This window comes from Amycolatopsis alba DSM 44262, assembly GCF_000384215.1.
GTDB lineage: Bacteria > Actinomycetota > Actinomycetes > Mycobacteriales > Pseudonocardiaceae > Amycolatopsis > Amycolatopsis alba.
The window spans coordinates 4,455,038-4,478,604 of record NZ_KB913032.1 but is presented as its reverse complement, the minus strand read 5'-3'; the positions used below and the strand labels follow the sequence as shown (position 1 = coordinate 4,478,604).

Here is a 23,567-nt window from a genome sequence, read left to right as displayed (position 1 = left end):
GCTGGCCTTACAGCTGCTCCGTCTCTGCGTAGTCCTGGCCATCGTCGTGGCCGTTGTCCGAAATTCCGTCCGTGATGCTGTCGACGCCCTCGGACCAGCCTTCACCGTCGTAGCTGGCCGCAGCCGCGGTCGGGTCGAACCCAGGCGGGCTGTCCTTCAGCGCGAGGCCGAGGCCGACGAGCTTGAGCTTGACCTCGTCGATCGACTTCGCACCGAAGTTGCGGATGTCCAGCAGGTCGGCCTCGCTGCGCGAGACCAGTTCGCCGACGGTGTGGATGCCCTCGCGCTTGAGGCAGTTGTACGACCGGACGGTGAGGTCCAGGTCCTCGATCGGCATCGCGTAGGCGGCGATGGTGTCCGCCTCCTGCGGCGACGGGCCGATCTCGATGCCCTCGGCGTCGACGTTCAGCTCGCGCGCGAGACCGAACAGCTCCACCAGCGTCTTACCGGCCGACGCGACGGCGTCCCGCGGCGTGATCGACGGCTTCGTCTCCACGTCCAGGATCAGCTTGTCGAAGTCGGTGCGCTGCTCGACACGGGTCGCCTCGACCTTGTAGGTCACCTTCAGCACCGGGGAGTAGATGGAGTCGACCGGGATCCGGCCGATCTCCGCGCCCGCCTGCTTGTTCTGCAGGGCCGGAACGTAACCGCGGCCGCGCTCGACGACGAGCTCGATCTCGAGCTTGCCCTTGCCGTTCAGCGACGCGATGTGCAGATCCGGGTTATGCACGGTGACACCGGCCGGGGGCACGATGTCGGCAGCGGTGACCTCACCGGGGCCCTGCTTGCGCAGGTACATGGTGACCGGCTCGTCCTCTTCCGAGGAGACCACGAGCTCCTTGAGGTTCAGGATGATGTCGGTGACATCTTCCTTCACTCCGGGAACGGTGGTGAACTCGTGCAGCACGCCGTCGATGCGGATGCTCGTCACGGCCGCGCCAGGAATGGACGACAGCAGCGTGCGCCGCAGCGAGTTGCCGAGCGTGTAGCCGAAGCCGGGCTCCAGCGGTTCGATGGTGAACCGGGAGCGGGTCTCGTTGACCGTCTCTTCGCCGAGAGCCGGCCGCTGGGAAATCAGCATCTTTCCTAATTCCTTTCCAAACGGCGCCCGCCATATGACACCGAAAGGGATGGCGACGCGGCGGCGCACTCTGGGCGCCGCCGCGCGAACCCATACCGGGCCGGAGGATCTCCGGCCCGGTAATGGATCACTTCGAGTAGAGCTCGACGATCAGCTGTTCCTGAACCGGAACGTCGATCTGAGCGCGCTCCGGGAGCTGGTGGACCAGCACCCGGAGGTTGGACGGAACAACCTGGAGCCACGCGGGAACGGGACGCTCGCCGAACGACTCCTTGGCAGCGACGAAGGGCAGCATCGCGAACGACTTCGGCCGCACGTCGATGATGTCCCACTTCGTGACCTGGTAGGACGGGACGTTGACCTTGACGCCATTGACCACGAAGTGGCCGTGGCTCACCAGCTGACGCGCCTGACGGCGGGTGCGGGCGATGCCGGCGCGGTAGATCACGTTGTCCAGACGGGACTCGAGGATCTGCAGCAGGTTCTCACCGGTCTTACCGGGACGCCGGACGGCTTCCTTGTAGTACCGGACGAACTGACGCTCGAGAACGCCGTAGGTGTAACGAGCCTTCTGCTTCTCCTGCGACTGCAGGAGGTACTCGGACTCCTTGATGCGCCCGCGGCCGTGCTGGCCCGGCGGGTAGGGGCGACGCTCGAAAGCCTGGTCGCCGCCGATGAGGTCAACCTTGAGGCGACGCGAAATACGCGTCGCGGGGCCGGTGTAACGAGCCATTTCTTCTTACTCCTCCCCGTTCCTCAGACCCGGCGCCGCTTGGGCGGGCGGCAGCCGTTGTGAGGCTGCGGGGTCACGTCCTGGATGGTGCCGACCTCGAGGCCGGCCGCCTGCAACGAGCGGATCGCCGTCTCGCGACCCGAACCAGGGCCCTTCACGAAGACGTCGACCTTCTTCATGCCGTGCTCAGCAGCCTTGCGGGCGGCGTTCTCGGCGGCCATCTGCGCGGCGAACGGGGTGGACTTACGCGAGCCCTTGAAGCCCACGTGACCACTCGACGCCCACGCGATCACGGCACCGGTCGGGTCCGTGATCGAGACGATGGTGTTGTTGAAGGTGCTCTTGATGTGCGCGTGACCGTGCGCGACATTCTTCTTTTCCTTACGGCGGACCTTCTTGGCCCCCGCCGCAGTACGAGACTTCGGTGGCATGTTTTGAGGGTTCTCCTGTTAGCGCGCGTTCTCTTGGTGAGCGGCGACCGCTTCGGCCTGTCCGCGCCGGATGATCGAACCGGCGTCGGTGTACAGGTTGCGGAGCGCCATCGGGCGGGCGTAGAGCGCCTTGGGCGAGACACAAGCCGAGCCGCGGCGGTGAACGCCGCCCATCCGCACGACCTTCTTGCCCTGGACGCTCACTTCTTGCCAGCCTTCTTCTTGCCGGCGACCGTCTTCTTCGGACCCTTACGGGTGCGGGCGTTCGTCTTGGTGCGCTGACCACGGACGGGAAGTCCGCGACGCCAGCGAAGGCCCTCGTAGCACCCGATCTCGATCTTCCGACGGATGTCGGCGTTCACCTCGCGGCGAAGGTCACCCTCGACCTTGAAGTTCTCCTCGATGTAGACCCGCAGCTTGGCGAGGTCGTCATCGCTCAGATCCTTGACGCGAGTGTCCGCGTTGAGCTCGGCAGCCGCGATGAGCTGCTTCGAGCGAGTACGGCCGATGCCGTAGATGTAGGTCAGCGCGATCTCCAACCGCTTTTCGCGGGGGAGGTCTACGCCAGCGAGTCGTGCCATTGGCGTTGATGCTCCTTCATAGAATTCATCTTCAGGTCTGCTCCCCGTCCGGTCCCGGGACCGACTCGCCTGTCGTGCCCTTGGCTTGCGCTTCGGGTGTCCCGGCCCCGGCCTGAAGTCCGGGGGTGAACCGGGCCGTTCGCACGGCCCGGCAGGTGCGGGGAGATTGTGTAGCCGTCAATCCACTCTGTACGAGTGCGAGTGATCAGCCCTGCCGCTGCTTGTGCCGCAGGTTCTCGCAGATCACCATGATCCGGCCGTGACGGCGGATCACCTTGCACTTGTCGCAGATCTTCTTGACGCTCGGCTGGACCTTCACGTCTCCTGCTCTCCTGCTTGTGCTAACTCGTCGTGATCACTTGTAGCGGTAGACGATGCGACCACGAGACAAGTCGTAGGGCGAGAGCTCCACGACAACCCTGTCCTCGGGCAGGATGCGGATGTAGTGCTGCCGCATCTTGCCGCTGATGTGTGCAAGGACCTTGTGGCCGTTCTCCAACTCGACGCGGAACATCGCGTTGGGGAGCGGCTCGACTACGCGGCCTTCGACCTCGATGGCCCCGTCTTTCTTGCCCATGTCCTCCGCATTTCCTGTCGCTACGCTGTGTTATCAGTCAGAGCTTGAGTGCTTGGCTGGGTGGTGCTTCGGCACACTCCTCCACGGGTCCAATGTCCGTTCGCGAGAATTCACGAGCGCGCAGGATCCGGGCGCGATGAGTACACCGACTTGACAGTGTACGCAACCCGTGTCGTGAGCCCCAAACGGGGGGTGACTGTGTTAGATGTCCCCCGAGTTCGCCGGAAGCGACCTTCACCATCGTACGCCTCCGCCGACCTGCGTTTAGCGGGCTAAACGCGATCTGACGGGCGGGTGCCCTGGGGCGCTCGGCGGAGGGGGTGCCTCCGATGAGGGCAGCGGGCGGGCGTCTCATCGGCGGGCCTGGGCACTGCGCCGACCAGCGGACGGACTCGACTTTAGCGGGCTAATCGCGATCCGGGGTGGGGGTCAGGCGTCTTCGGGGGCGGTGAGGACCCACGGGCCGTCATCGGTGATGGCGACGGTGTGTTCCCAGTGTGAGGCCCGCGAGCCGTCCGCGGTCACGACTGTCCAGCCGTCGTCGAGCTCGACGGTCTCTCCCCCGCCGCCGGTCAGCATGGGCTCGATCGCGAGCGCCATACCGGTCTTGAGCCGCGGTCCCTTGCCCGGTTTCCCGAGATTCGGCAGGAACGGGTCCATGTGCATCTGGCGCCCGATCCCGTGACCGCCATACTCGACGATCATCCCGTACTCGATGCCGTCATCCTGGCCTGCCTTCTCGGCAGCCGTCTGCACCGCGTACGAGATGTCCGTCAGCCTGCCGCCCGACGACACCGCGGCGATCCCAGCCCACATCGCCGCCTCGGTGGCCGCCGAGAGCGCCAGATCCGCCTTCGACACCTCACCGATCGCGAGGGTGACCGCGGAGTCGCCGTGCCAGCCGTCGAGGATCGCGCCACAGTCGACGGAGATGATGTCCCCATCGTTCAGGACCTGCGTCTTCGACGGGATGCCGTGGACGATCTGCTCGTTCACCGAAGCGCAGATCGACGCCGGGAACCCGTGGTACCCCTTGAACGAGGGCACCGCGCCGGCGTCGCGGATCGTCTGCTCGGCGAGTTCGTCGAGGTCGGCCGTGGTCACGCCCGGTTTGGCGATCTCGCCCACCGCGGTGAGGGTGCGCCAGACGACCAGGCCCGCGGCCCGCATCGCCTGGAGCTCACCAGGTGTCTTGATTTCGATCATGCGCCCACGACGAAGCCGTTGCAGTACACGCAGTCCTCCGAGGTTCACGTGCGGTCGCGCAGCGCTTCCAGCACGCGGGCGGAGATCTCGTCGACCGAGCCGACGCCGTCGACCGTGACCAGGATGTCCGCGTAGTACTCGAGCAGCGGAGCCGTCTCGGACACGTAGATCTGCTGGCGACGGCGGATGACCTCTTCGGTGTCGTCCGAGCGGCCGCGGGACAGCAGCCGCTCGACGACGACGTCTTCCGAGACCTGAAGCTGGATGACCGCGTTCAGTTTGGTGTCGACCTCGCCGAGGATCTCACCGAGGACGTCGGCCTGCTTGGTGTTCCGGGGGAACCCGTCCAGCAGGAAGCCGACCTTGGCGTCGGGTTCGGCGAGGCGCTCGCGCACCATCTCGTTCGTGACCGAGTCGGGCACGAGTTCGCCGGAGTCCAGGTAGCGCTTGGCTTCCTGGCCCAGCGGCGTCTGCTCGCCCACGTGGGCGCGGAACAGGTCGCCGGTCGAGATGTGCGGGATCCGGAGCTTCTCCGACAGTGCTACCGCCTGAGTACCTTTGCCCGCGCCAGGAGGGCCAACGAGAACCAGGCGCGTCACTTCAAGAACCCTTCGTAGTTACGTTGCATCAGCTGGCTTTCGATCTGCTTCACGGTGTCGAGACCGACACCGACCATGATCAGCACAGCCGTGCCACCGAACGGGAAGTTCTGGTTGTTCCCGCTGCCGGTGACGGACAGGAAGAAGTTCGGAAGGATCGCGATGATGCCCAGGTACAGCGAGCCCGGCAGGGTGATCCGGCCCAGGACGTAGCTGAGGTACTCCGCGGTGGGGCGACCCGGACGGATACCGGGGATGAAGCCACCGAACTTCTTCATCTCCTCCGCACGCTCGTCCACGTTGAACGTGATCGTGATGTAGAAGTACGTGAAGAAGATGATCAACGCGAAGTACAGCAGGACGTGTGCCCAGCTGGACTGGTTGACGATGTAGTTCTGGATGAAGACCTGCCAGCCGGAGTTGCTGTTGGCGTCGCCGACGAGGCGGCTGATCAGGTCCGGCAGGTAGAGCAGCGACGAGGCGAAGATGACCGGGATGACACCGGCCTGGTTCACCTTGATCGGCAGGTAGGTCGAGGTCCCGCCGTACATGCGGCGGCCGATCATGCGCTTGGCGTACTGCACCGGGATCCGGCGCTGCCCCTGCTCGACGAAGATGACGCTGGCGATGATCACCAGGCCGAACACGCAGACGAGAGCGAAGACCATGCCGCCCGCGCTGCTGAGGATGTTGCCACCCTCGATCGGGATACGCGCCGCGATGTTCAGGAAGATGAGGACGGACATGCCGTTGCCGACGCCGCGCTCGGTGATCAGCTCACCCAGCCACATCATGACGGCGGTACCGGCGGTCATCGTGACGACGATGATGGCCAGCGTGTAGACGCTGTTGTCCGGGATGATCGGGGTGTCGCACTGCGGGAAGAGCTGCTTGCGGTCGGCGAGCGCCACCACACCGGTGGCCTGCAGGACCGCGAGGGCGATCGTCAGGTACCGGGTGTACTGGGTCAGCTTGCCCTGACCGGACTGGCCTTCCTTCTTCAGCTCCTCGAACCGCGGGATGACCACGGTGAGAAGCTGGACGATGATGCTCGCCGTGATGTACGGCATGATGCCGGTCGAGAACAGCGAAAGCTGGAGCAGTGCGCCGCCGCTGAACAAGTTCAGCAGCTGATAGACGCCCTCCTGCGACCCGGTTTCCGTGCATTTCTGGACGGCGGAGTACGAGATGCCCGGAGCCGGGATGGTGGCACCGATTCGGTAGACCGCGACAATGGCTAGCGTGAACAGGATCTTCTTACGTAGATCCGGCGTCGCGAGAGCCGAGCGGAAGGCGCTGAGCACGCGGGGGACCTCCTCGGCGTCGTCGGCTGTCTTACCGACGATCGGCTTGGCCGACCTGGGGCCGGCGGGAACACACAGCTTTCTGGCACAAGCCAGGAACGCTTCGGGGCACACTCGTCCCGAAGCGTGTCGCCGACTCTAACAGCTTCACAGGGCGTGTCCGCAGTGCGTGTGGGTTTTCCGGACGAAGGTTGGTCCGTGGGGTTGATCGACTTGCGCTTCTTGCTCAGGAACCTTGACAGATCGCGTGAGCGTTCCCTGCTTTCCGGACCCATCAGATCGCGATCAGGCCACTGAACGCAACGTGATCAGGAGCTCGATGTGGCGAGGGCTCCCGCCATGCCGAGGAGCACGACACCTGTTCCGCGGTCGACGTTACGAGTCGCGCGGCGGGACAGCCGGAGCGACTTCACGAGCGTGCCTGCGCCGATGTAGGTCGCGCCCGCGACGAACTCGGCGAGCAGGTAGATGGCGCCGAGAATCGCGATCTGGCTGGGAAATGAGCCGTGAGCTGCGTCGATGAACTGGGGTACGAACGCCGTGAAGATGAGGATCGCCTTCGGGTTCGTGACCGCGACGACGAATTCCTTCCTCGCGATCCGCAGCGCTGATACGGACTCGGCGTCCTGCGGCGCCTGGACCAGCGCGGTTCGTCCGGCACGGAACGTCGACCACAGCAGCCGCCCGCCGATCCAGACCAGGTAGGTGACACCTGCCCATTTGATCACCGTGAGTGCAAGCTCCGAGGCCGCGAGAAGCTGCCCGAGCCCTGCCGCGACAGCCGCGATCAGCACCGTGAATGCGGCCAATCGGCCTAGCAGGCCGACGAGCCCTTTCCACGCCCCTTGTGTCATGCCGTGGTGCAGGCCGAGCAGGTTGTTCGCCCCTGGCGTAAAAGCCACGAGCACTGCCGCTCCGAAGAAGACCACTGCCCAAGTCATCGGCTACCTCCTCGCACCCCCGATATGAAGGATCGCGTTTAGCGGGCTAATCGCGATCCTTCGGAGGCGCGAAGGCTGAGTAGTCCGGCGGCTCCGGCGGAAGCACCGTGATGGAGATACCGTCTTTCGGCGTCGGCAGATCCGCGAGACTCGGGTGACCGCTCAGCGAGACCTCGTCCTCCTGGACGCGATGGCTCATCACGGCCGCAGCGACAACGGCGACGACCGCAGCGAAGAGCGCCCACATACCCGCTTCGAGAGTCAAGGTCACCTTGACGTCATCTCCCAGCTGGCGTCCGGCCCCCAGCGTGGCGACGCAGCTGACGACGCCGGTGAGGAACACCGCCGCGATGGTGGTGAACCACCTGTCCAAAGCTCCCGGTCGATGACGCCAGGCGAACCGCGTGCTGACGACCGCGGCCGCCAGCAGGAGCGTCGTGGCAATCAGGAGCGGAATACCGATAGGTGTCGTCGACGACACGACGGCAGGTTGGTCGCGCTGCTCCGCGATCGTGTCCCATGCACTCTGCACCAACACGAACATGCTCTGGTCGCTGGTGTCGAAGGCGAACCGATGCTCGGTCCTGAAGAGCGGGAAGAAGCAGCCTGCGAGGGTCAGCACCAGGGCCAGAGCGGCCAGCCCCGCCGCGACGAGCCTGCGGGGCTCAAGCCGACCGGACCGACTTGGTTCGCCTAGGGGATCCATGGGACCTGAAACGGATACGACCATCGGCGGGGCATCCGGCTGCTGGAAGGGCTGCGGATCCTGCCCGGAAGGTATGGCCACCTCATGATTCTTCCAGGTCAGCCCCCCGGCCGCCACGCTCGCGGCCCGAGGCCGGATCGACTTTAGCGGGCTAATCGCGATCTGGGCGGTGGGCACCTGGGCGACCGACAGATCGCGATTAGCCCGCTAAAGTCGGGTCGGCCGTTCCGGGGCCCGGATCGCGATTAGCGGGCTGAACAGAGGTCGTCGCAAGCGTGGGGAGCCCGAGGCGCCGGATCGCGATTAGCCCGCGAAACTCGATCCGGGGTGAGCGCAAGCGAAAGGCCCGCCGGGCGGAGCCGGGCGGGCCTTTCGGTGAAGCTGAGGCTCCCGCAGCGAAGCGGAGGGAGCCGGGTGAAGCGGGAGCGCTCAGAGCGTGGTGGCGGAGCCACCGGCGGCGGAGAGCTTCTCCTTGGCGGAGCCGGAGAAAGCGTCGGCGGTGATGTCCAGCTTGACGCCGTTCAGGTCACCGTTGCCGAGCACCTTCACGAGCTTGTTCTTGCGAACAAGGCCCTTCGCGACGAGCTCCTCGTTGCCGACCGTGCCACCGTCCGGGAACACGCGGGCGATGTCGCCCAGGTTCACGGGCTGGTACTCGGTGCGGAAACGGTTCTTGAAACCACGCAGCTTCGGGAGCCGCATGTGGATGGGCATCTGCCCACCCTCGAAACCGGCGGGCACGTTCTTCCGGGCCTTGGTGCCCTTGGTACCGCGACCGGCGGTCTTGCCCTTCGAGCCCTCACCACGGCCGACGCGGATCTTGTCGCGCTTCGCGCCCGGAGCCGGACGAAGGTGGTGGATCTTGATGGCAGTCATGCCTTGACCTCCTCGACCTCCACCAGGTGGCGGACCGTGTGGATGAGGCCGCGAACCTGGGGGGTGTCTTCACGCACGACGCTCTGGCGGATCTTGCGCAGCCCGAGGGTGCGCAGCGACTCGCGGTGAGCGTGCTTCGTGCCGATCTTGCTCTTGACCTGGGTCACCTTGAGCTGAGTCATGTCAGACCCCCTGGCCCGCGCGCTGACGCAGCATCCGAGCCGGGGCGACGTCCTCGAGCGGGAGACCGCGGCGGGCCGCGACCTCTTCGGGACGCTGGAGACCCTTCAGGGCCGCCACGGTCGCGTGCACGATGTTGATCGCGTTGTCGGAGCCAAGCGACTTCGACAGCACGTCGTGGACACCCGCGCACTCCAGCACCGCGCGCACCGGGCCACCGGCGATGACGCCGGTACCGGCCGAGGCCGGACGGAGCAGCACGACACCGGCGGCTTCCTCACCCTGGATCGGGTGGGGAATGGTGCCGCCGACGCGGGGAACGCGGAAGAAGTTCTTCTTCGCTTCCTCGACGCCCTTGGCGATGGCCGCGGGAACTTCCTTGGCCTTGCCGTAGCCGACGCCGACCTGACCGTCGCCGTCACCGACGACCACCAGAGCGGTGAAGCTGAAGCGACGACCACCCTTGACGACCTTGGCGACGCGGTTGATCGTCACGACCTTCTCGAGGTGCGGGGTCTTTTCCTGGCCGGCCCCGCCACGGCCACTGTCGCGCCGGTCACGGCGGTCGCGACGGTCATTGCGGTCGTTGCCGCCCTGCCCGCCGGGTCCACCCTGGCCGCCGCCGAATTGCCGCGTACGTCCCGGCATCAGGCTTTCCTTCCATTCACGAGCATCTGCATCAGAACTCCAACCCCGCCTCACGGGCAGCGTCGGCGAGCGCCGCGATGCGGCCGTGGTAGGCGTTGCCACCACGGTCGAACACCACGGTCGAGACGCCGGCGTTCTTGGCACGGGCGGCGAGAAGCTCCCCGACCTTGGCGGCCTTGGCCTTCTTGTCGCCGTCCAGCGCGCGAACGTCCGCCTCGAGGGTGGACGCCGACGCCAGGGTCTTGCCGACCAGGTCGTCGATCAGCTGCACGGCGATGTGCCGCGACGAACGCTTGACGACCAGGCGCGGACGCTGGTCCGTGCCGTTGATCTTCTTGCGAAGGCGGAAGTGCCGACGGGCCTTCGCGACGCGGCGGCGGGTCGAGATGTCCTTGCCGACCGGCTTGCGCTTCGTAGTCGTGTCGCTCATGATCACTTACCCGTCTTTCCGACCTTGCGGCGGATCTTCTCACCCTCGTAGCGCAGGCCCTTGCCCTTGTACGGGTCCGGGCGGCGCAGCTTGCGGATGACCGCGGCGATCTGGCCGACCTTCTGCTTGTCGATGCCCGAGACCGAGAACCGGGTGGGGGTCTCGACCTTGAAGGTGATGCCTTCCGGGGCCTCGATCTTCACCGGGTGGCTGTAGCCGAGGGCGAACTCGAGGTCCGAGCCCTTGGCCTGCACGCGGTAACCGACACCGTGGATCTCGAGCTTCTTCTCGTAGCCCTCGGTCACACCGACGACGAGGTTGTTGACCAGCGTCCGGGTGAGACCGTGCAGGGCACGGCTGGTGCGCTCCTCGTCGGGACGCTTCACCTCGAGAGTGCCGTTCTCGGCCTTCTCGACGATGATCGGCTCGGCGATGGTGTGCTCAAGGGTGCCCTTGGGCCCCTTGACCTTGATCTGCTGACCGTCGATGGTCACCTCGACCCCGGAGGGGACGGCGACCGGCAGCTTTCCGATGCGTGACATGTCTGTGCCCCCTTCCTTACCAGACGTAGGCGAGGACTTCGCCGCCCACGCTGTTGCGCTTGGCCTGACGGTCGGTCTGGAGGCCGGACGACGTCGAGATGATCGCGACGCCGAGGCCACCGAGAACCGACGGCAGTTCGGTCGATTTTGCGTAGACCCGCAGGCCGGGCTTGGACACGCGGCGGAGGCCGGCGATGCTGCGCTCACGGTTGGGGCCGTACTTCAGCTCCACGATGAGGTTCTTGTGCTTCTCGCCCGGCTCGTCGCGGTAGCCCGAGATGTAGCCCTCGCGCTTGAGGATCTCGGCGATGTTCGCCTTGATCTTCGAGTGGGGAAGCACGACCTCGTCGTGGTAAGCCGAGTTCGCGTTACGCAGACGGGTCAAGAAGTCTGCGATGGGGTCGGTCATCGTCATGGTGACCTGTCAACCTTTCTCGCCCTGGTTCCCTGCATTCGATGCAAGGCCTGTGGCGAAGTGGGAGTTAAAAAAGACTCTTACCAGCTGGACTTGCGGACACCGGGCAGCTCGCCCGCGTGTGCCATCTCGCGAAGGCAGATCCGGCAGAGCCCGAACTTGCGGAACACCGAGTGCGGGCGTCCGCACCGCTGGCAGCGCGTGTAACCGCGAACCTTGAACTTCGGCGTCTTCGCGGCCTTGTGGACCAGTGCTTTCTTGGCCATCGACTCAGTTCTCCTTGAACGGGAAGCCGAGCTTGCGAAGCAGCGCGCGGCCCTCGTCGTCGGTGTTGGCGGTGGTGACGACAGTGACGTCCATACCGCGGGGGCGGTCGATGGCGTCCGGGTCGATCTCGTGGAACATGGACTGCTCGTTGAGACCGAACGTGTAGTTGCCGTTGCCGTCGAACTGCTTCGGCGAAAGCCCGCGGAAGTCACGGATACGCGGAAGCGCGATGGTCAGCAGCCGGTCGAGGAACTCCCACATCCGGTCGCCGCGCAGCGTGACGCGCGCGCCGATCGGCTGGCCCTCACGCAGCTTGAACTGCGCGATGGACTTGCGGGCCTTGCGAACCTCGGGCTTCTGCCCGGTGATCGCGGCCAGGTCCTTGATGGCGCCTTCGATCAGCTTGCTGTCACGGGCGGCGTCACCGACACCCATGTTCACGACGACCTTGACGACGCCAGGGATCTGGTGGACGTTCTCGAAGGAGAACTCCGCCTGGAGCTGTCCCTTGATCTCCTCGCGGTACCGCACCTTGAGGCGCGGGGCGATCTTCTCTGCGGTGGTCATGATCAGATGTCCTTACCGTTCCGGCGCGAGACCCGGACCTTCTTGCCGTCCTCGCCGATGCGGTAGCCGACGCGGGTCGGCTTGCCGTCGGAGTCGACGACCATCACGTTCGAGACGTGGATGGGCGCCTCCTGCGTGACGATGCCGCCGGACTGCGCGCCGCGCTGGGTCTGGGAGATCCGCGTGTGCTTCTTGATCCGGTTCACGCCCTCGACCAGGACGCGCTCGCGCTCGGGGTAGGCCTGGATGACCTTGCCCTTGGCACCCTTGTCCTTGCCGGCGATGACGACGACCGTGTCGCCCTTCTTCACCTTCATGCTCTACAACACCTCCGGCGCGAGCGAAATGATCTTCATGAACTTTCGGTCGCGCAGCTCGCGGCCCACCGGGCCGAAGATGCGGGTGCCGCGGGGCTCATTGTCGTTCTTGATGAGCACAGCAGCGTTCTCGTCGAAGCGGATGTAAGAACCGTCCGGACGACGGCGCTCCTTGCGCGTGCGAACGATGACCGCCTTGACGACGTCACCCTTCTTCACGCCGGCAGCCGGCATGGCGTCCTTCACGGTGGCGACGATGATGTCGCCGATGCCCGCGTAGCGCCGCCCCGAGCCACCGAGAACGCGGATGCAAAGGATTTCCTTCGCGCCCGTGTTGTCGGCAACCCGAAGCCGCGACTCCTGCTGGATCACGTCTACTCCTGTATGTCGCGCTGGTTCTCGCGTTGAACTGCGAGCCTTGCGGAACTAAGGGACTCAAAAAGAGCCCTACTTACTTGGCCTTCTCCACGATCTGCACCAGACGCCAGCGCTTGGTCGCCGACAGCGGGCGGGTCTCCATCAAGGTGACCCGGTCGCCCACGCCCGCCTCGTTGTTCTCGTCGTGCACCTTGACCTTGCTGGTGCTGCGGAGAACCTTGGCGTAGCGACGGTGCTTCTTGCGGTCCTCGAGCTCGACCACGATCGTCTTGTTCATCTTGTCCGAGACGACATAGCCCTCACGGACCTTACGGTCGTTGCGGCCGGCCGCCTCGGTGGGCTGCTCGCTCATGCGGCACCTTCACTCTCGGCGTCAGGGGAAACGGACAGGCCGAGTTCACGCTCGCGCATGACCGTGTAGATCCGCGCGATGTCCGTGCGGACGGTACGCAGACGGCGGTTGTTGTCGAGCTGTCCGGTCGCCATCTGGAAGCGGAGGTTGAAGAGCTCCTCCTTGTATTCCTTCAGACGCAGGACGAGCTCTTCCGCGGTGAGCTCACGAAGCTCCGATGCCAGAGCGGCACCTGCCTTCGCCATCAGAACTCACCACCTTCACGGGTCACGATGCGGCACTTCATGGGCAGCTTGTGGATCGCGCGACGGAGCGCCTCACGGGCGGTCTCCTCGTTCGGGAACGAGATCTCGAACATCACGCGGCCCGGCTTCACGTTGGCGATCCACCACTCGGGCGAACCCTTACCGGAACCCATGCGGGTTTCCGCCGGCTTCTTGGTCAGCGGGCGGTCCGGGTAGATGGTCGTCCACACCTTGCCGCCACGCTTGATGTGACGCGTCATGGCGATACGAGCGGACTCGATCTGCCGGTTGGTCACGTAGCTGTGCTCAAGCGCCTGGATGCCGTACTCGCCGAAGCTCACCTTCGTACCGCCCTTGGCGGCACCGTGGCGCTTCGGGGAGTGCTGCTTCCGGTGCTTGACCCTGCGCGGGATGAGCACGTGTCAGCCCTCCGTCTTTTCTGCAGTCTCAGCAGCCGGGGCCTCAACGGCCGCGGGGGCGGTGTCGTCGCTCTTGGCGGCGGCAGCGGCCCGACCGGCTTCGGTCGAGGTCGGCGTCGTGCCCGACGAGCCGGAACGGCGCGGTCGGGACGGACGGTCACCACGGTCACGGCGCGGGGCGCGCTCGGCGGCCGCGGCGGCGTCACGCGCCTCCTTGGCCTTGAGGCCACCCACGAGCTCGCCCTTGTAGATCCACACCTTCACGCCGATGCGACCGAACGTCGTCTTGGCCTCGAAGAAGCCGTAGTCGATGTCGGCGCGCAGCGTGTGCAGCGGGACGCGGCCATCGCGGTAGTGCTCGGAGCGGGACATCTCGGCACCGCCGAGACGACCGCCGCACTGCACGCGGATGCCCTTGACCTGCGGCGAACGCATGGAGGTCTGGATCGCCTTGCGCATCGCGCGGCGGAACGCCACACGGTTGCTCAGCTGCTCCGCGACACCCTGAGCGACGAGCTGGGCGTCGGCCTCGGGGTTCTTGACCTCGAGGATGTTCAGCTGGACCTGCTTGGCGGTCAGCTTCTCCAGCGCGCCGCGGATACGGTCGGCCTCCGCGCCGCGACGGCCGATGACGATGCCCGGCCGGGCGGTGTGGATGTCGACGCGGACCCGGTCACGGGTGCGCTCGATCTCGACCTTGGAGATCCCGGCGCGCTCCATGCCCGTGGACAGCAGCTTCCGGATCTTGACGTCCTCGGCCACGTACTCCGCGTACTGCTTGTCGGCGTACCAACGCGACTTCCAGTCCGTGGTGATACCCAGGCGGAAGCCGTGCGGGTTGATCTTCTGGCCCACTACCGGCCACCTGCCTTCTTCTTGCCCTGTGCCTTCTTGGCCTCGGCCTTGGGACGCGACTCCACCTCGACGGTGATGTGGCTGGTCCGCTTGCGGATCCGGTACGCACGGCCCTGGGCCCGCGGACGGATGCGCTTGAGGGTCGGGCCCTCGTCGGCGTAGGCGTTCTTGACCCAGAGGGTGTCAGGGTCGAGATCGAGGTTGTTTTCGGCGTTGGCCACGGCGCTGGCGAGCACCTTCGCGACCGGCTCGCTTGCCGCCTGCGGGGCGAACTGGAGCACGGCCAAGGCGTCGGCGGCGCTACGTCCCTTGATCAGCTCGATCACCCGGCGCACCTTGGTAGGCGAGTCCCGGACGAAGCGAGCCCGCGCGTAAGCCGTCGGCAAAGCCTCGGCCACGTCGTTCTGGGCGTTCATCGCTAGTTCCTTGTTCTCTCGTGCCCGCTCAGCGGCGGCGCGACTTGCGGTCGTCCTTGATGTGGCCCTTGAAGGTCCGAGTCGGAGCGAATTCGCCCAACTTGTGACCCACCATCGCCTCGGTGACGAACACCGGGACGTGCTTGCGACCGTCGTGCACCGCGATCGTGTGACCCAGGAAATCCGGGATGATCGTGGAGCGTCGCGACCAGGTCTTGATGACGGTCTTCTTGCCCGACTCGTTGAGAGCGTCCACCTTCTTGAGCAGGTGGTCGTCCACGAAGGGGCCCTTTTTGAGGCTACGTGGCATGTTCTTCTACCTCCCTGCTCAGCGCTTCTTGCCGGTACGCCGGCGGCGGACGATCATGGCGTCGGAAGCCTTGCGGCGGCGGGTGCGGCCTTCGGGCTTACCGTTCGGGTTCACCGGGTGGCGACCACCGGAGGTCTTACCCTCACCACCACCGTGCGGGTGGTCGACCGGGTTCATGACGACACCACGGACGGTGGGGCGCTTGCCGCGCCAGCGGTTACGGCCCGCCTTGCCCCAGTTGATGTTGGAGTGCTCGGAGTTGCCGACCTCGCCGATGGTGGCGCGGTTGCGCACGTCGACGTTGCGGATCTCGCCCGAGGGGAGACGAAGCTGGGCGTAAGGCCCGTCCTTCGCCACCAGCTGCACCTTGGCACCGGCGGACCGCGCCATCTTCGCGCCGCCACCGGGGCGGAGCTCGATCGCGTGGATCACGGTACCGACCGGGATGTTGCGCAGCGGCAGGTTGTTACCCGGCTTGATGTCGGCGCGGGGGCCGTTCTCAACCGTGTCACCCTGCTTGAGCTTCTCCGGGGCGATGATGTAGCGCTTCTCGCCGTCGGCGTAGTGCAGCAGCGCGATACGAGCGGACCGGTTGGGGTCGTACTCGATGTGCGCGACCTTGGCGGGAACGCCGTCCTTGTCGTTCCGGCGGAAGTCGATCAGCCGGTACGCACGCTTGTGGCCACCGCCCTTGTGGCGGGTGGTGATCTTGCCGCTGGAGTTACGGCCGCCGGACTTGCTCAGCGGACGCAGCAGCGACTTCTCCGGCGTGGACCGAGTGATCTCGGCGAAGTCGGAGACGCTGGAACCGCGACGACCCGGAGTCGTCGGCTTGTACTTGCGGATGCCCATGTGTCAGCTCAGTCCTTTACGCGGTGGGTCCGCCGAAGATCTCGATCGGCTTGCTTTCAGCCGAAAGAGTCACGATGGCGCGCTTGGTGTCCTTGCGCTTGCCGAAGCCGGCGCGAGTCCGCTTACGCTTGCCCTGGCGGTTGGCCGTGTTGACGCTGACCACCTTGACGCCGAACACCTTCTCGACCGCGATCTTGATCTGGGTCTTGTTGGCGTCCGGGCGGACGATGAACGTGTACTTGTGGTCCTCGAGCAGCCCGTAGGACTTCTCGGAGATCACCGGCGCGAGCAAGATGTCGCGGGGATCGGGGATGGCGATCGCACTCACTGCTCGTCACTCCCTTCAACCTCGCTCGACCGCGCGCTGGCCTTCGCGCCCTTGCCCCGGACGGGACCGGCGACGAACACGTCGTAAGCGGCCTTGGTGAACACCACGTCGTCGTTGACCAACACGTCGTAGGTGTTGAGCTGGTCGGGCGTGATGATGTGGACCTCGGCCAGGTTCCGCAGCGAGTTCCAGCTCAGCTCGTCGTCGCGGTGCAGCACCACGAGAACGCGCTTGGCCTGGGTCACCGCGGCGATGGCGGCCTTGGCGGATTTGGTGGACGGCTTCTCGCCGGTCACCAGTTCGGTGACGACGTGCAGCTGTCCGGCACGGGCCCGGTCGGAGAGGGCGCCACGCAGAGCGGCGGCCTTCATCTTCTTCGGGGTCCGCTGGGTGTAGTCACGCGGCGTGGGGCCGTGGACGACGCCACCACCGGTGAACTGCGGCGCACGGGTCGAACCCTGGCGGGCGCGGCCGGTGCCCTTCTGGCGGTACGGCTTCTTGCCACCACCGCGGACTTCACCGCGGGTCTTGGTGTCATGCGTGCCCTGGCGCGCGGCGGCCAGCTGGCCAACCACGACCTGGTGCATGAGGGGCACGTTGGCCTGCACGTCGAAGATCTCCGAGGGGAGCTCGACCGTGCCGTCGGCTTTACCGGCCGGGGTCTTCAGCTCGACGCTGCTCATGTTCAGTTACCACCCTTCGCGGCGCTGCGAACGAACAGCAGGCCGCCCTTGGGACCGGGCACGGCGCCCTTGATCAGCAGCAGGCCGTCTTCGGCACGCACCGCGTGCACGGTCAGGTTCTGCGTGGTGACCCGGTCGTTGCCCATCCGGCCCGCCATGCGCAGGCCCTTGAAGACACGGCCCGGAGTGGCGCAGCCACCGATCGAGCCGGGCTTGCGGTGCACGGCCTGGGCACCGTGGCTCGCGCCCTGGCCCTTGAAGCCGTGACGCTTCATGACACCGGCGTAGCCCTTGCCCTTGCTGGTACCGGTCACGTCGACCTCGATACCGGCCTCGAACACCTCGGCGGTGATCTCCTGGCCGACCTCGTAGGTCTCGGCGTCGGTGGTACGCAGCTCCGCAAGGAAACGACGCGGGGTCACGCTCGCCTTGTCGAAGTGGCCGGTGCGCGGCTTGTTCACCCGGCGCGGGTCGACCGCGCCGAAAGCCAGCTGCACGGCCTTGTAGCCGTCGTTTTCCTGGGTCCGAACCTGGGTGACCACGTTCGGACCGGCCTGCACGACGGTCACCGGGACGACCCGGTTGTTCTCGTCGAAGACCTGGGTCATGCCGAGCTTGGTGCCCAGGATGCCCTTCACTTGCCTGTCAGACATGAGTCTCTTACTCTCCGCCGCTCGCCAGCCGCTGCTACTGGATGTTGACGTCGACGCTCGCCGGCAGGTCGATGCGCATGAGCGCGTCGACCGTCTTCGGCGTCGGGTCGAGGATGTCGATCAGACGCTTGTGCGTGCGCATCTCGAAGTGCTCGCGCGAGTCCTTGTACTTGTGCGGCGAGCGGATGACGCAGTAAACGTTCTTCTCGGTGGGCAGCGGCACCGGCCCGACAACACGGGCGCCGGTGCGCGTGACCGTCTCGACGATCTTGCGCGCCGAGGTGTCGATCGCCTCGTGGTCGTAGGCCTTGAGCCGGATGCGGATCTTCTGTCCCGCCATGGTGGCTGCTCGTTCCTTGTCGTCTCGTGCCGCTTTTGTCTTTTCAAACCTCAGTCTGACTGAGGTTTTCCCAGCTCAACGGCCCTGTCCCCGGTCCACGCGGTCGGGCGTGTCGTGCCCGACGCACAGACGGATCCCGCGGGATCTTCGTCTTGCCTGGTCTTCCTCAACGTGAGGAGGCATCGAGCCGGCTGAAAAGCTTGAATCGCCGTCTCAAACGCCCTTGCCCGCTAGCCTCACCCGAAGGAAGTGCTCCGCGGACCGTGGCCGCTCATACCAGGGCGGCCGGAACCCGATTTCCGAAGAAGAACGAGTTCGGCCGCCCCAGGACGAGCAACCTGAATAGTGTCGCACACGTGATTTGACGCCTTGAATCCGGGGGTGTATCAGACCCCCGGATCGGCGTTAAATCACTTGTTGATCTTGGTGACCTGGCCGGCGCCGACGGTCCGTCCACCCTCACGGATGGCGAAACGCAGGCCCTCGTCCATGGCGACCGGCTGGATCAGCACAACGCTGATGTCCGTGTTGTCGCCCGGCATGACCATCTCGACACCCTCCTTGAGGGTGACGACGCCGGTCACGTCCGTGGTACGGAAGTAGAACTGCGGGCGGTAGTTGTTGAAGAACGGGGTGTGACGGCCACCCTCGTCCTTCGACAGGATGTAGACCGAGCCCTCGAACTCCGTGTGCGGGGTGGTGGTGCCCGGCTTCACGACGACCTGGCCGCGCTCGACGTCCTCGCGCTTGATGCCGCGGACCAGCAGACCGACGTTGTCGCCGGCCTCACCCTGGTCGAGCAGCTTGCGGAACATCTCGACACCGGTGACGGTGGTCTTGGTCGACTTCTCCTTGATGCCGACGATCTCGACCTCTTCGTTCACGTTGACGCGGCCACGCTCGATACGGCCGGTCACGACCGTGCCACGGCCGGTGATCGTGAAGACGTCTTCGATCGGCATCAGGAACGGCTTGTCGAGCTCGCGCACCGGGTCCGGCACGTTCTCGTCGACGGCCGCCATGAGCTCGAGAACGCTCTCGCCCCACTTGGCGTCGCCCTCGAGGGCCTTCAGGCCGGAGACCTTGACGACCGGAGCGTCGTCACCAGGGAAGTCCTGGGAGGACAGCAGCTCGCGAACCTCGAGCTCGACGAGCTCCAGGATCTCTTCGTCGTCGACCATGTCGGCCTTGTTCAGCGCGACCACGATGTAGGGCACGCCGACCTGCTTCGCGAGCAGCACGTGCTCACGGGTCTGCGGCATCGGGCCGTCGGTCGCCGCGACCACGAGGATCGCGCCGTCCATCTGCGCCGCACCGGTGATCATGTTCTTGATGTAGTCCGCGTGACCGGGGGCGTCCACGTGGGCGTAGTGACGCTTCTCGGTCTGGTACTCGACGTGCGAGATGTTGATCGTGATGCCGCGCTGCTTCTCTTCCGGCGCGTTGTCGATCTGGTCGAACGCCGACGCCGTGTTCAGCTCGGGGTACTTGTCGTGCAGAACCTTGGTGATCGCCGCGGTCAGAGTGGTCTTACCGTGGTCGACGTGACCGATGGTCCCGATGTTGACGTGCGGCTTGGTCCGCTCGAATTTCGCCTTCGCCACTGGAATGTCCTCCTGGACTGTTTTGCTTACTCACCGGCCAACGTGGCTGTCGGACGGAGATTCGTTTGTTGACGGATGCTGCGGACGGTCAGGAGTGTCCCTTATGCCCGCGAGCGGACGGGAACTACTCCCCCGTCGCCTTCGCGATGATTTCCTTCGCGACGTTCGCGGGAACCTCGGCGTAGGAATCGAACACCATGGAGTAGTTGGCACGTCCCTGGGTGCGCGACCGCAGGTCACCGACGTAACCGAACATCTCCGACAGCGGGACCAGTGCCTTGACGACACGGGTACCGGCGCGCTCCTCCATGGCCTGGATCTGGCCACGGCGGGAGTTGAGGTCGCCGATCACATCGCCCATGTAGTCCTCGGGCGTGGTGACCTCGACCGCCATCAGCGGTTCGAGGATGACCGGACCGGCCTTCTTCGCGGCTTCCTTCATCGCCATGGAGCCGGCGATCTTGAAGGCCATTTCCGAAGAGTCGACCTCGTGGTACGCGCCGTCCAGCAAGGTGAACTTCAACCCGACGAGCGGGTAGCCGGCCAGCACGCCGTACTGCATGGCGTCCTGTGCGCCCGCGTCGACCGACGGGATGTACTCCCGCGGCACGCGGCCACCGGTGACCTTGTTGGAGAACTCGTAAAGAGCACCGTCGGTGGACTCGAGCGGCTCGAGCTTGACGATGACCTTCGCGAACTGACCGGAACCACCGGTCTGCTTCTTGTGCACGTAGTCGAGCTTCTCGACCGTCTTGCGCACCGTCTCGCGGTAGGCGACCTGCGGCTTACCGATGTTCGCCTCGACCTTGTAGTCGGACTTCATGCGGTTGACCAGCACCTCGAGGTGCAGCTCGCCCATACCCGCGATGATCGTCTGGCCGGTGTCCTCGTCCAGGTTGACCTGGAACGTCGGGTCCTCTTCGGCCAGCTTCTGGATCGCCAGGGACAGCTTCTCCTGGTCGGCCTTGGTCTTCGGCTCGATCGCGACGCGGATGACCGGCGCCGGGAACGTCATCGACTCGAGGACGACCGGGTTCTGCGGGTCGGCGAGGGTGTCACCGGTGGTGGTGTCCTTCAGGCCGATGACCGCGTAGATGTGGCCCGCCTGGGCCTCGTCGACCGGGTTCTCCTTGTTGGAGTGCATCTGGAAGAGCTTCCCGATGCGCTCCTTGCGCTCCTTGGTGGCGTTGATCAGCTGCGCGCCGGAGGCGACCTTGCCCGAGTACACCCGGATGTAGGTCAGCTTGCCGAAGAACGGGTGCGCGGCGATCTTGAACGCCAGAGCGGAGAACGGCTCGTCGACGGACGGCTTCCGGGTGACCGGGGTCTCGCCGTCGGGCAGCGTGCCCTCGACGGCGGGGACGTCCAGCGGCGACGGAAGGTAGTCGATGACCGCGTCGAGCATGGGCTGGACACCCTTGTTCTTGAACGCGGAACCGGTGAGCACCGGGTACGCCTCGCGGGCGATGGTGAGCTTCCGGATACCGGCCTTCAGCTCGGCCTCGGTCAGCTCTTCACCCTCGAGGAACTTCTCCATCAGTGAGTCGTCGGTCTCGGCGATGGCCTCGACCAGCTTCTCCCGGTACTCGCGCGCCTTGTCGGCGAGCTCGGCCGGGATCTCCTCGACGGCGTAGTCCTCGCCCTTCTGGACCTCGCCGCGCCAGGTCAGCGCCTTCATGCGGACCAGGTCGATGACGCCTTCGAACTCGTTCTCGGCGCCGATCGGCAGCTGGATGACCAGCGGGCGGGCGCCGAGGCGCTCCTCGATGGTGCGGACGGTGAAGTAGAAGTCCGCGCCGAGCTTGTCCATCTTGTTGACGAAGCAGACACGAGGAACCTCGTACTTGTCCGCCTGACGCCAGACCTGCTCGGACTGCGGCTCGACACCTTCCTTGCCGTCGAAGACGGCGACGGCACCGTCGAGCACGCGGAGCGAACGCTCCACCTCGACGGTGAAGTCGACGTGGCCGGGCGTGTCGATGATGTTGATCTGGTGATCGGCCCAGAAAGTGGTGGTGGCAGCCGAGGTGATGGTGATACCCCGCTTCTGCTCCTCCTCCATCCAGTCCATGGTGGCGGCGCCATCGTGGACTTCACCGATCTTGTAGTTGACCCCGGTGTAGAACAGGATCCGCTCGGTGGTGGTGGTCTTACCGGCGTCGATGTGGGCCATGATGCCGATGTTGCGGACCTGGTTCAGGTCGGTCAGCACTTCACGTGCCACGAGAGTGTTCCCCTGTCTCAAAATTGGGGCCCGGCAAGGCTTTGATCGGCAGCCGGGCGGTCATCACCAGCGGTAGTGCGCGAAGGCCTTGTTGGACTCGGCCATCTTGTGCGTGTCCTCGCGCCGCTTCACGCTGGCGCCGAGGCCGTTGCTCGCGTCGAGGAGTTCGTTCTGCAGGCGCTCGATCATGGTCTTCTCGCGGCGAGCCGCGGAGAAGGAGACCAGCCAGCGGAGCGCGAGAGTGGTCGAACGGCCCGGCTTGACCTCGATCGGCACCTGGTAGGTGGCACCACCGACGCGGCGGCTCTTCACCTCGATGGTGGGCTTCACGTTGTCGAGGGCGCGCTTCAGCGTGACGACCGGGTCGGTGCCGGTCTTCTCGCGAGCGCCTTCGAGGGCGCCGTAGACGATGCGCTCGGCCAGGGACCGCTTGCCGTCCTTCAGCACCTTGTTCACCAGCTGGGTGACCAGCGGGGATGCGTAGACGGGGTCAGAGATCAGCGGCCGCTTCGGGGCCGGACCCTTGCGGGGCATTAGCTCTTCTCCTTCTTCGCGCCGTACCGGCTGCGCGCCTGCTTACGGTTCTTGACACCCTGGGTGTCGAGCGAACCGCGGATGATCTTGTAACGGACACCCGGCAGGTCCTTCACACGACCACCGCGCACGAGCACCATCGAGTGCTCCTGCAGGTTGTGGCCTTCACCGGGAATGTAGGCGGTGACCTCGATGCCGCTGGTCAGCTTCACACGAGCGACCTTGCGAAGCGCCGAGTTCGGCTTCTTGGGGGTTGTGGTGTACACGCGAGTGCACACGCCACGCCGCTGCGGGCTCCCCTTGAGGGCCGCGGTCTTCTGCTTGGCAGCCTTGTCCTGGCGGCCCTTACGGACCAGCTGCTGGATCGTGGGCAATGGACCAGCTTTCTGTTCGCGATCTTGCTACTACGTGTCTGTCTCCGGCCCCCGCGGTCGGGCGTGTCGGCCCGCGTCACGGTCTTGCGACCGGTAACTTCCCGTAGGGATTTTCCGTCGGATCCCGTGTGGGCGAAGCCTTTGGACCGGATGCCTGAGCACCCCGTCCATGCCGCACGGCACACGGGACGGCCCGACGCCTGCCGGGCACGGTCTCCAAAGATACCCGGCCACTTCCGGCCCGACCAAATCGGGGGGTCGATAACTATATCGTGCCGGGCGTCACGCCGCGGCCACCCTGATGGAACGGCGTTTCGGGGCTGATTCATTCCCCGTAGGCCTCCGGCGCCGGATCTCCCGGTAGAGGGTCATTCCTGCCCCGCCCTCACCGGAGGCGCCGCGGCCTGCCATCACTCCTCGTCGGGCTTGGCGTGATCCGCCCGGCCCGGATGCGGGTCCCGGTTGAGGTCGATCAACGGGTGAACGGGCGCCCCCTCCGGCGCCGCGTGACTCCCCCGCCTGGGTTCTTCGGTGCTTTCCTGCTGCTCGGCGTCCACGACGCACTCCCCTCGTTCGTACTGATACCGCCCTGCTCGGCA

Annotated in this window: 38 protein-coding genes; all 38 read right to left on the bottom strand. The window is 65.7% G+C overall.

Going from position 1 to position 23,567, the window contains the following annotated elements:
* Positions 1 to 7: 7 nt before the first annotated feature.
* The 38 genes from AMYAL_RS0121470 to AMYAL_RS49915 all read right to left on the bottom strand — a co-directional run bounded on the left by AMYAL_RS0121470 (position 8) and on the right by AMYAL_RS49915 (position 23,525).
* Positions 8 to 1,081: a DNA-directed RNA polymerase subunit alpha gene (locus AMYAL_RS0121470; protein WP_005166811.1), complete on the bottom strand. Its 1,074-nt coding sequence runs from the start codon at positions 1,079 to 1,081 to the stop codon at positions 8 to 10.
* Positions 1,082 to 1,208: 127 nt separating this feature from the next.
* Entirely contained in the window at positions 1,209 to 1,814 is a 606-nt protein-coding gene (gene rpsD, locus AMYAL_RS0121465; protein ID WP_005166810.1) for a 30S ribosomal protein S4, read from the bottom strand.
* Positions 1,815 to 1,837: 23 nt separating this feature from the next.
* Positions 1,838 to 2,245, bottom strand: a complete 408-nt coding sequence (gene rpsK / locus AMYAL_RS0121460; protein WP_004558885.1) for a 30S ribosomal protein S11 — start codon at positions 2,243 to 2,245, stop codon at positions 1,838 to 1,840.
* An 18-nt stretch (positions 2,246 to 2,263) separates the two neighbouring features.
* Positions 2,264 to 2,449 carry a hypothetical protein gene (locus AMYAL_RS0121455; protein WP_005166807.1) on the bottom strand — a complete coding sequence of 62 codons (186 nt, stop codon included), beginning with the start codon at positions 2,447 to 2,449 and terminating at the stop codon, positions 2,264 to 2,266.
* Positions 2,446 to 2,826 carry a 30S ribosomal protein S13 gene (gene rpsM / locus AMYAL_RS0121450; RefSeq protein WP_005166805.1) on the bottom strand — a complete coding sequence of 127 codons (381 nt, stop codon included), beginning with the start codon at positions 2,824 to 2,826 and terminating at the stop codon, positions 2,446 to 2,448. Before rpsM ends, AMYAL_RS0121455 begins: the two co-directional genes overlap by 4 nt.
* Before the next feature lie 205 nt (positions 2,827 to 3,031).
* A complete protein-coding gene (gene rpmJ / locus AMYAL_RS0121445) occupies positions 3,032 to 3,145 on the bottom strand; it encodes a 50S ribosomal protein L36 (protein ID WP_004558882.1) in 114 nt (37 codons plus the stop codon).
* A 36-nt stretch (positions 3,146 to 3,181) separates the two neighbouring features.
* The gene (gene infA / locus AMYAL_RS0121440) at positions 3,182 to 3,403 is read right to left on the bottom strand and encodes a translation initiation factor IF-1 (RefSeq protein WP_005166804.1); all 222 of its coding nucleotides are present in this window, start codon (positions 3,401 to 3,403) and stop codon (positions 3,182 to 3,184) included.
* A 429-nt stretch (positions 3,404 to 3,832) separates the two neighbouring features.
* Complete coding sequence (map, locus tag AMYAL_RS0121435; protein WP_020633326.1) at positions 3,833 to 4,609, bottom strand: type I methionyl aminopeptidase; 777 nt, start codon at positions 4,607 to 4,609, stop codon at positions 3,833 to 3,835.
* A gap of 44 nt (positions 4,610 to 4,653) precedes the next feature.
* Complete coding sequence (locus AMYAL_RS0121430; RefSeq protein WP_007031052.1) at positions 4,654 to 5,208, bottom strand: adenylate kinase; 555 nt, start codon at positions 5,206 to 5,208, stop codon at positions 4,654 to 4,656.
* Positions 5,205 to 6,512 (bottom strand): preprotein translocase subunit SecY, encoded by a 1,308-nt coding sequence (gene secY / locus AMYAL_RS0121425; RefSeq protein ID WP_020633325.1) that lies wholly within the window; start codon positions 6,510 to 6,512, stop codon positions 5,205 to 5,207. Before secY ends, AMYAL_RS0121430 begins: the two co-directional genes overlap by 4 nt.
* A 308-nt stretch (positions 6,513 to 6,820) precedes the next feature.
* On the bottom strand, positions 6,821 to 7,453 hold the full coding sequence (locus AMYAL_RS0121420) for a LysE family translocator (RefSeq protein WP_026467306.1): 633 nt from the start codon (positions 7,451 to 7,453) through the stop codon (positions 6,821 to 6,823).
* A gap of 46 nt (positions 7,454 to 7,499) precedes the next feature.
* Positions 7,500 to 8,336: a hypothetical protein gene (locus tag AMYAL_RS0121415; protein ID WP_245192982.1), complete on the bottom strand. Its 837-nt coding sequence runs from the start codon at positions 8,334 to 8,336 to the stop codon at positions 7,500 to 7,502.
* Positions 8,337 to 8,588: 252 nt separating this feature from the next.
* Complete coding sequence (rplO, locus tag AMYAL_RS0121410; RefSeq protein ID WP_020633322.1) at positions 8,589 to 9,035, bottom strand: 50S ribosomal protein L15; 447 nt, start codon at positions 9,033 to 9,035, stop codon at positions 8,589 to 8,591.
* Positions 9,032 to 9,217: a 50S ribosomal protein L30 gene (gene rpmD / locus AMYAL_RS0121405; RefSeq protein ID WP_005166796.1), complete on the bottom strand. Its 186-nt coding sequence runs from the start codon at positions 9,215 to 9,217 to the stop codon at positions 9,032 to 9,034. The genes rplO and rpmD overlap by 4 nt, the downstream gene beginning before the upstream one ends.
* A gap of 1 nt (position 9,218) precedes the next feature.
* The gene (gene rpsE / locus AMYAL_RS0121400) at positions 9,219 to 9,863 is read right to left on the bottom strand and encodes a 30S ribosomal protein S5 (protein ID WP_005166795.1); all 645 of its coding nucleotides are present in this window, start codon (positions 9,861 to 9,863) and stop codon (positions 9,219 to 9,221) included.
* 31 nt (positions 9,864 to 9,894) lie between these two features.
* Entirely contained in the window at positions 9,895 to 10,293 is a 399-nt protein-coding gene (rplR, locus tag AMYAL_RS0121395; protein WP_039795639.1) for a 50S ribosomal protein L18, read from the bottom strand.
* Between the two features lie 2 nt (positions 10,294 to 10,295).
* Positions 10,296 to 10,835, bottom strand: a complete 540-nt coding sequence (rplF, locus tag AMYAL_RS0121390; protein WP_020633320.1) for a 50S ribosomal protein L6 — start codon at positions 10,833 to 10,835, stop codon at positions 10,296 to 10,298.
* A 16-nt stretch (positions 10,836 to 10,851) separates the two neighbouring features.
* Complete coding sequence (gene rpsH / locus AMYAL_RS0121385; RefSeq protein WP_005166791.1) at positions 10,852 to 11,250, bottom strand: 30S ribosomal protein S8; 399 nt, start codon at positions 11,248 to 11,250, stop codon at positions 10,852 to 10,854.
* 80 nt (positions 11,251 to 11,330) lie between these two features.
* A complete protein-coding gene (locus AMYAL_RS0121380) occupies positions 11,331 to 11,516 on the bottom strand; it encodes a type Z 30S ribosomal protein S14 (RefSeq protein ID WP_005166789.1) in 186 nt (61 codons plus the stop codon).
* Between the two features lie 4 nt (positions 11,517 to 11,520).
* Entirely contained in the window at positions 11,521 to 12,084 is a 564-nt protein-coding gene (rplE, locus tag AMYAL_RS0121375; protein ID WP_005166787.1) for a 50S ribosomal protein L5, read from the bottom strand.
* Between the two features lie 2 nt (positions 12,085 to 12,086).
* A complete protein-coding gene (gene rplX, locus AMYAL_RS0121370; RefSeq protein WP_005166786.1) occupies positions 12,087 to 12,401 on the bottom strand; it encodes a 50S ribosomal protein L24 in 315 nt (104 codons plus the stop codon).
* Between the two features lie 3 nt (positions 12,402 to 12,404).
* Positions 12,405 to 12,773, bottom strand: a complete 369-nt coding sequence (gene rplN, locus AMYAL_RS0121365) for a 50S ribosomal protein L14 (RefSeq protein WP_005166785.1) — start codon at positions 12,771 to 12,773, stop codon at positions 12,405 to 12,407.
* Positions 12,774 to 12,852: 79 nt separating this feature from the next.
* The gene (rpsQ, locus tag AMYAL_RS0121360) at positions 12,853 to 13,131 is read right to left on the bottom strand and encodes a 30S ribosomal protein S17 (RefSeq protein ID WP_005166784.1); all 279 of its coding nucleotides are present in this window, start codon (positions 13,129 to 13,131) and stop codon (positions 12,853 to 12,855) included.
* A complete protein-coding gene (gene rpmC / locus AMYAL_RS0121355) occupies positions 13,128 to 13,376 on the bottom strand; it encodes a 50S ribosomal protein L29 (RefSeq protein ID WP_005166783.1) in 249 nt (82 codons plus the stop codon). The genes rpsQ and rpmC overlap by 4 nt, the downstream gene beginning before the upstream one ends.
* Positions 13,376 to 13,795, bottom strand: coding sequence for a 50S ribosomal protein L16 (gene rplP / locus AMYAL_RS0121350; RefSeq protein ID WP_004558864.1), 420 nt, complete (start codon positions 13,793 to 13,795; stop codon positions 13,376 to 13,378). Before rplP ends, rpmC begins: the two co-directional genes overlap by 1 nt.
* Positions 13,796 to 13,798: 3 nt before the next feature.
* Positions 13,799 to 14,650 carry a 30S ribosomal protein S3 gene (gene rpsC / locus AMYAL_RS0121345; RefSeq protein WP_020633319.1) on the bottom strand — a complete coding sequence of 284 codons (852 nt, stop codon included), beginning with the start codon at positions 14,648 to 14,650 and terminating at the stop codon, positions 13,799 to 13,801.
* A complete protein-coding gene (gene rplV, locus AMYAL_RS0121340) occupies positions 14,650 to 15,066 on the bottom strand; it encodes a 50S ribosomal protein L22 (protein WP_005166780.1) in 417 nt (138 codons plus the stop codon). Before rplV ends, rpsC begins: the two co-directional genes overlap by 1 nt.
* A gap of 28 nt (positions 15,067 to 15,094) precedes the next feature.
* A complete protein-coding gene (gene rpsS / locus AMYAL_RS0121335; protein WP_003102083.1) occupies positions 15,095 to 15,376 on the bottom strand; it encodes a 30S ribosomal protein S19 in 282 nt (93 codons plus the stop codon).
* An 18-nt stretch (positions 15,377 to 15,394) separates the two neighbouring features.
* On the bottom strand, positions 15,395 to 16,228 hold the full coding sequence (gene rplB, locus AMYAL_RS0121330; protein ID WP_005166779.1) for a 50S ribosomal protein L2: 834 nt from the start codon (positions 16,226 to 16,228) through the stop codon (positions 15,395 to 15,397).
* A 16-nt stretch (positions 16,229 to 16,244) separates the two neighbouring features.
* Positions 16,245 to 16,556, bottom strand: a complete 312-nt coding sequence (gene rplW, locus AMYAL_RS0121325) for a 50S ribosomal protein L23 (protein ID WP_005166778.1) — start codon at positions 16,554 to 16,556, stop codon at positions 16,245 to 16,247.
* Complete coding sequence (gene rplD, locus AMYAL_RS0121320) at positions 16,553 to 17,239, bottom strand: 50S ribosomal protein L4 (protein ID WP_020633318.1); 687 nt, start codon at positions 17,237 to 17,239, stop codon at positions 16,553 to 16,555. The genes rplW and rplD overlap by 4 nt, the downstream gene beginning before the upstream one ends.
* A gap of 2 nt (positions 17,240 to 17,241) precedes the next feature.
* Positions 17,242 to 17,892 (bottom strand): 50S ribosomal protein L3, encoded by a 651-nt coding sequence (rplC, locus tag AMYAL_RS0121315; protein WP_020633317.1) that lies wholly within the window; start codon positions 17,890 to 17,892, stop codon positions 17,242 to 17,244.
* A gap of 34 nt (positions 17,893 to 17,926) precedes the next feature.
* A complete protein-coding gene (gene rpsJ, locus AMYAL_RS0121310; protein WP_003102098.1) occupies positions 17,927 to 18,232 on the bottom strand; it encodes a 30S ribosomal protein S10 in 306 nt (101 codons plus the stop codon).
* A gap of 410 nt (positions 18,233 to 18,642) precedes the next feature.
* Positions 18,643 to 19,836 (bottom strand): elongation factor Tu, encoded by a 1,194-nt coding sequence (tuf, locus tag AMYAL_RS0121305; RefSeq protein ID WP_005166772.1) that lies wholly within the window; start codon positions 19,834 to 19,836, stop codon positions 18,643 to 18,645.
* 124 nt (positions 19,837 to 19,960) lie between these two features.
* Positions 19,961 to 22,060, bottom strand: a complete 2,100-nt coding sequence (gene fusA / locus AMYAL_RS0121300; RefSeq protein WP_020633315.1) for an elongation factor G — start codon at positions 22,058 to 22,060, stop codon at positions 19,961 to 19,963.
* 63 nt (positions 22,061 to 22,123) lie between these two features.
* Positions 22,124 to 22,594: a 30S ribosomal protein S7 gene (gene rpsG, locus AMYAL_RS0121295; protein WP_005166770.1), complete on the bottom strand. Its 471-nt coding sequence runs from the start codon at positions 22,592 to 22,594 to the stop codon at positions 22,124 to 22,126.
* Complete coding sequence (gene rpsL / locus AMYAL_RS0121290; protein ID WP_003102113.1) at positions 22,594 to 22,968, bottom strand: 30S ribosomal protein S12; 375 nt, start codon at positions 22,966 to 22,968, stop codon at positions 22,594 to 22,596. The genes rpsG and rpsL overlap by 1 nt, the downstream gene beginning before the upstream one ends.
* Before the next feature lie 410 nt (positions 22,969 to 23,378).
* Positions 23,379 to 23,525, bottom strand: a complete 147-nt coding sequence (locus AMYAL_RS49915; RefSeq protein ID WP_020633314.1) for a hypothetical protein — start codon at positions 23,523 to 23,525, stop codon at positions 23,379 to 23,381.
* Positions 23,526 to 23,567: the final 42 nt, after the last annotated feature.

Excerpts from the sequence above, each read along its gene's own strand:
- AMYAL_RS0121420 (WP_026467306.1), bottom strand. The coding sequence starts at position 7,453 with ATGACTTGGGCAGTGGTCTTCTTCGGAGCGGCAGTGCTCGTGGCTTTT.
- AMYAL_RS0121380 (WP_005166789.1), bottom strand. The coding sequence starts at position 11,516 with ATGGCCAAGAAAGCACTGGTCCACAAGGCCGCGAAGACGCCGAAGTTC.
- rplB (WP_005166779.1), bottom strand. The coding sequence starts at position 16,228 with ATGGGCATCCGCAAGTACAAGCCGACGACTCCGGGTCGTCGCGGTTCC.
- rpsM (WP_005166805.1), bottom strand. The coding sequence starts at position 2,826 with ATGGCACGACTCGCTGGCGTAGACCTCCCCCGCGAAAAGCGGTTGGAG.
- rplO (WP_020633322.1), bottom strand. The coding sequence starts at position 9,035 with ATGACTGCCATCAAGATCCACCACCTTCGTCCGGCTCCGGGCGCGAAG.
- rplV (WP_005166780.1), bottom strand. The coding sequence starts at position 15,066 with ATGAACGCCCAGAACGACGTGGCCGAGGCTTTGCCGACGGCTTACGCG.
- rpsK (WP_004558885.1), bottom strand. The coding sequence starts at position 2,245 with ATGCCACCGAAGTCTCGTACTGCGGCGGGGGCCAAGAAGGTCCGCCGT.
- infA (WP_005166804.1), bottom strand. The coding sequence starts at position 3,403 with ATGGGCAAGAAAGACGGGGCCATCGAGGTCGAAGGCCGCGTAGTCGAG.
- rpsJ (WP_003102098.1), bottom strand. The coding sequence starts at position 18,232 with ATGGCGGGACAGAAGATCCGCATCCGGCTCAAGGCCTACGACCACGAG.
- rpmC (WP_005166783.1), bottom strand. The coding sequence starts at position 13,376 with ATGGCGAAGGCAGGTGCCGCTCTGGCATCGGAGCTTCGTGAGCTCACC.
- rplC (WP_020633317.1), bottom strand. The coding sequence starts at position 17,892 with ATGTCTGACAGGCAAGTGAAGGGCATCCTGGGCACCAAGCTCGGCATG.
- rplD (WP_020633318.1), bottom strand. The coding sequence starts at position 17,239 with ATGAGCAGCGTCGAGCTGAAGACCCCGGCCGGTAAAGCCGACGGCACG.
- rplF (WP_020633320.1), bottom strand. The coding sequence starts at position 10,835 with ATGTCACGCATCGGAAAGCTGCCGGTCGCCGTCCCCTCCGGGGTCGAG.
- rplX (WP_005166786.1), bottom strand. The coding sequence starts at position 12,401 with ATGAAGGTGAAGAAGGGCGACACGGTCGTCGTCATCGCCGGCAAGGAC.
- rpsH (WP_005166791.1), bottom strand. The coding sequence starts at position 11,250 with ATGACGATGACCGACCCCATCGCAGACTTCTTGACCCGTCTGCGTAAC.
- rpsS (WP_003102083.1), bottom strand. The coding sequence starts at position 15,376 with ATGCCACGTAGCCTCAAAAAGGGCCCCTTCGTGGACGACCACCTGCTC.
- AMYAL_RS0121470 (WP_005166811.1), bottom strand. The coding sequence starts at position 1,081 with ATGCTGATTTCCCAGCGGCCGGCTCTCGGCGAAGAGACGGTCAACGAG.
- rplR (WP_039795639.1), bottom strand. The coding sequence starts at position 10,293 with ATGAGCGACACGACTACGAAGCGCAAGCCGGTCGGCAAGGACATCTCG.
- rpsG (WP_005166770.1), bottom strand. The coding sequence starts at position 22,594 with ATGCCCCGCAAGGGTCCGGCCCCGAAGCGGCCGCTGATCTCTGACCCC.
- rplE (WP_005166787.1), bottom strand. The coding sequence starts at position 12,084 with ATGACCACCGCAGAGAAGATCGCCCCGCGCCTCAAGGTGCGGTACCGC.
- rpsD (WP_005166810.1), bottom strand. The coding sequence starts at position 1,814 with ATGGCTCGTTACACCGGCCCCGCGACGCGTATTTCGCGTCGCCTCAAG.
- rpsE (WP_005166795.1), bottom strand. The coding sequence starts at position 9,863 with ATGCCGGGACGTACGCGGCAATTCGGCGGCGGCCAGGGTGGACCCGGC.
- rpmD (WP_005166796.1), bottom strand. The coding sequence starts at position 9,217 with ATGACTCAGCTCAAGGTGACCCAGGTCAAGAGCAAGATCGGCACGAAG.
- rpsQ (WP_005166784.1), bottom strand. The coding sequence starts at position 13,131 with ATGAGCGAGCAGCCCACCGAGGCGGCCGGCCGCAACGACCGTAAGGTC.
- map (WP_020633326.1), bottom strand. The coding sequence starts at position 4,609 with ATGATCGAAATCAAGACACCTGGTGAGCTCCAGGCGATGCGGGCCGCG.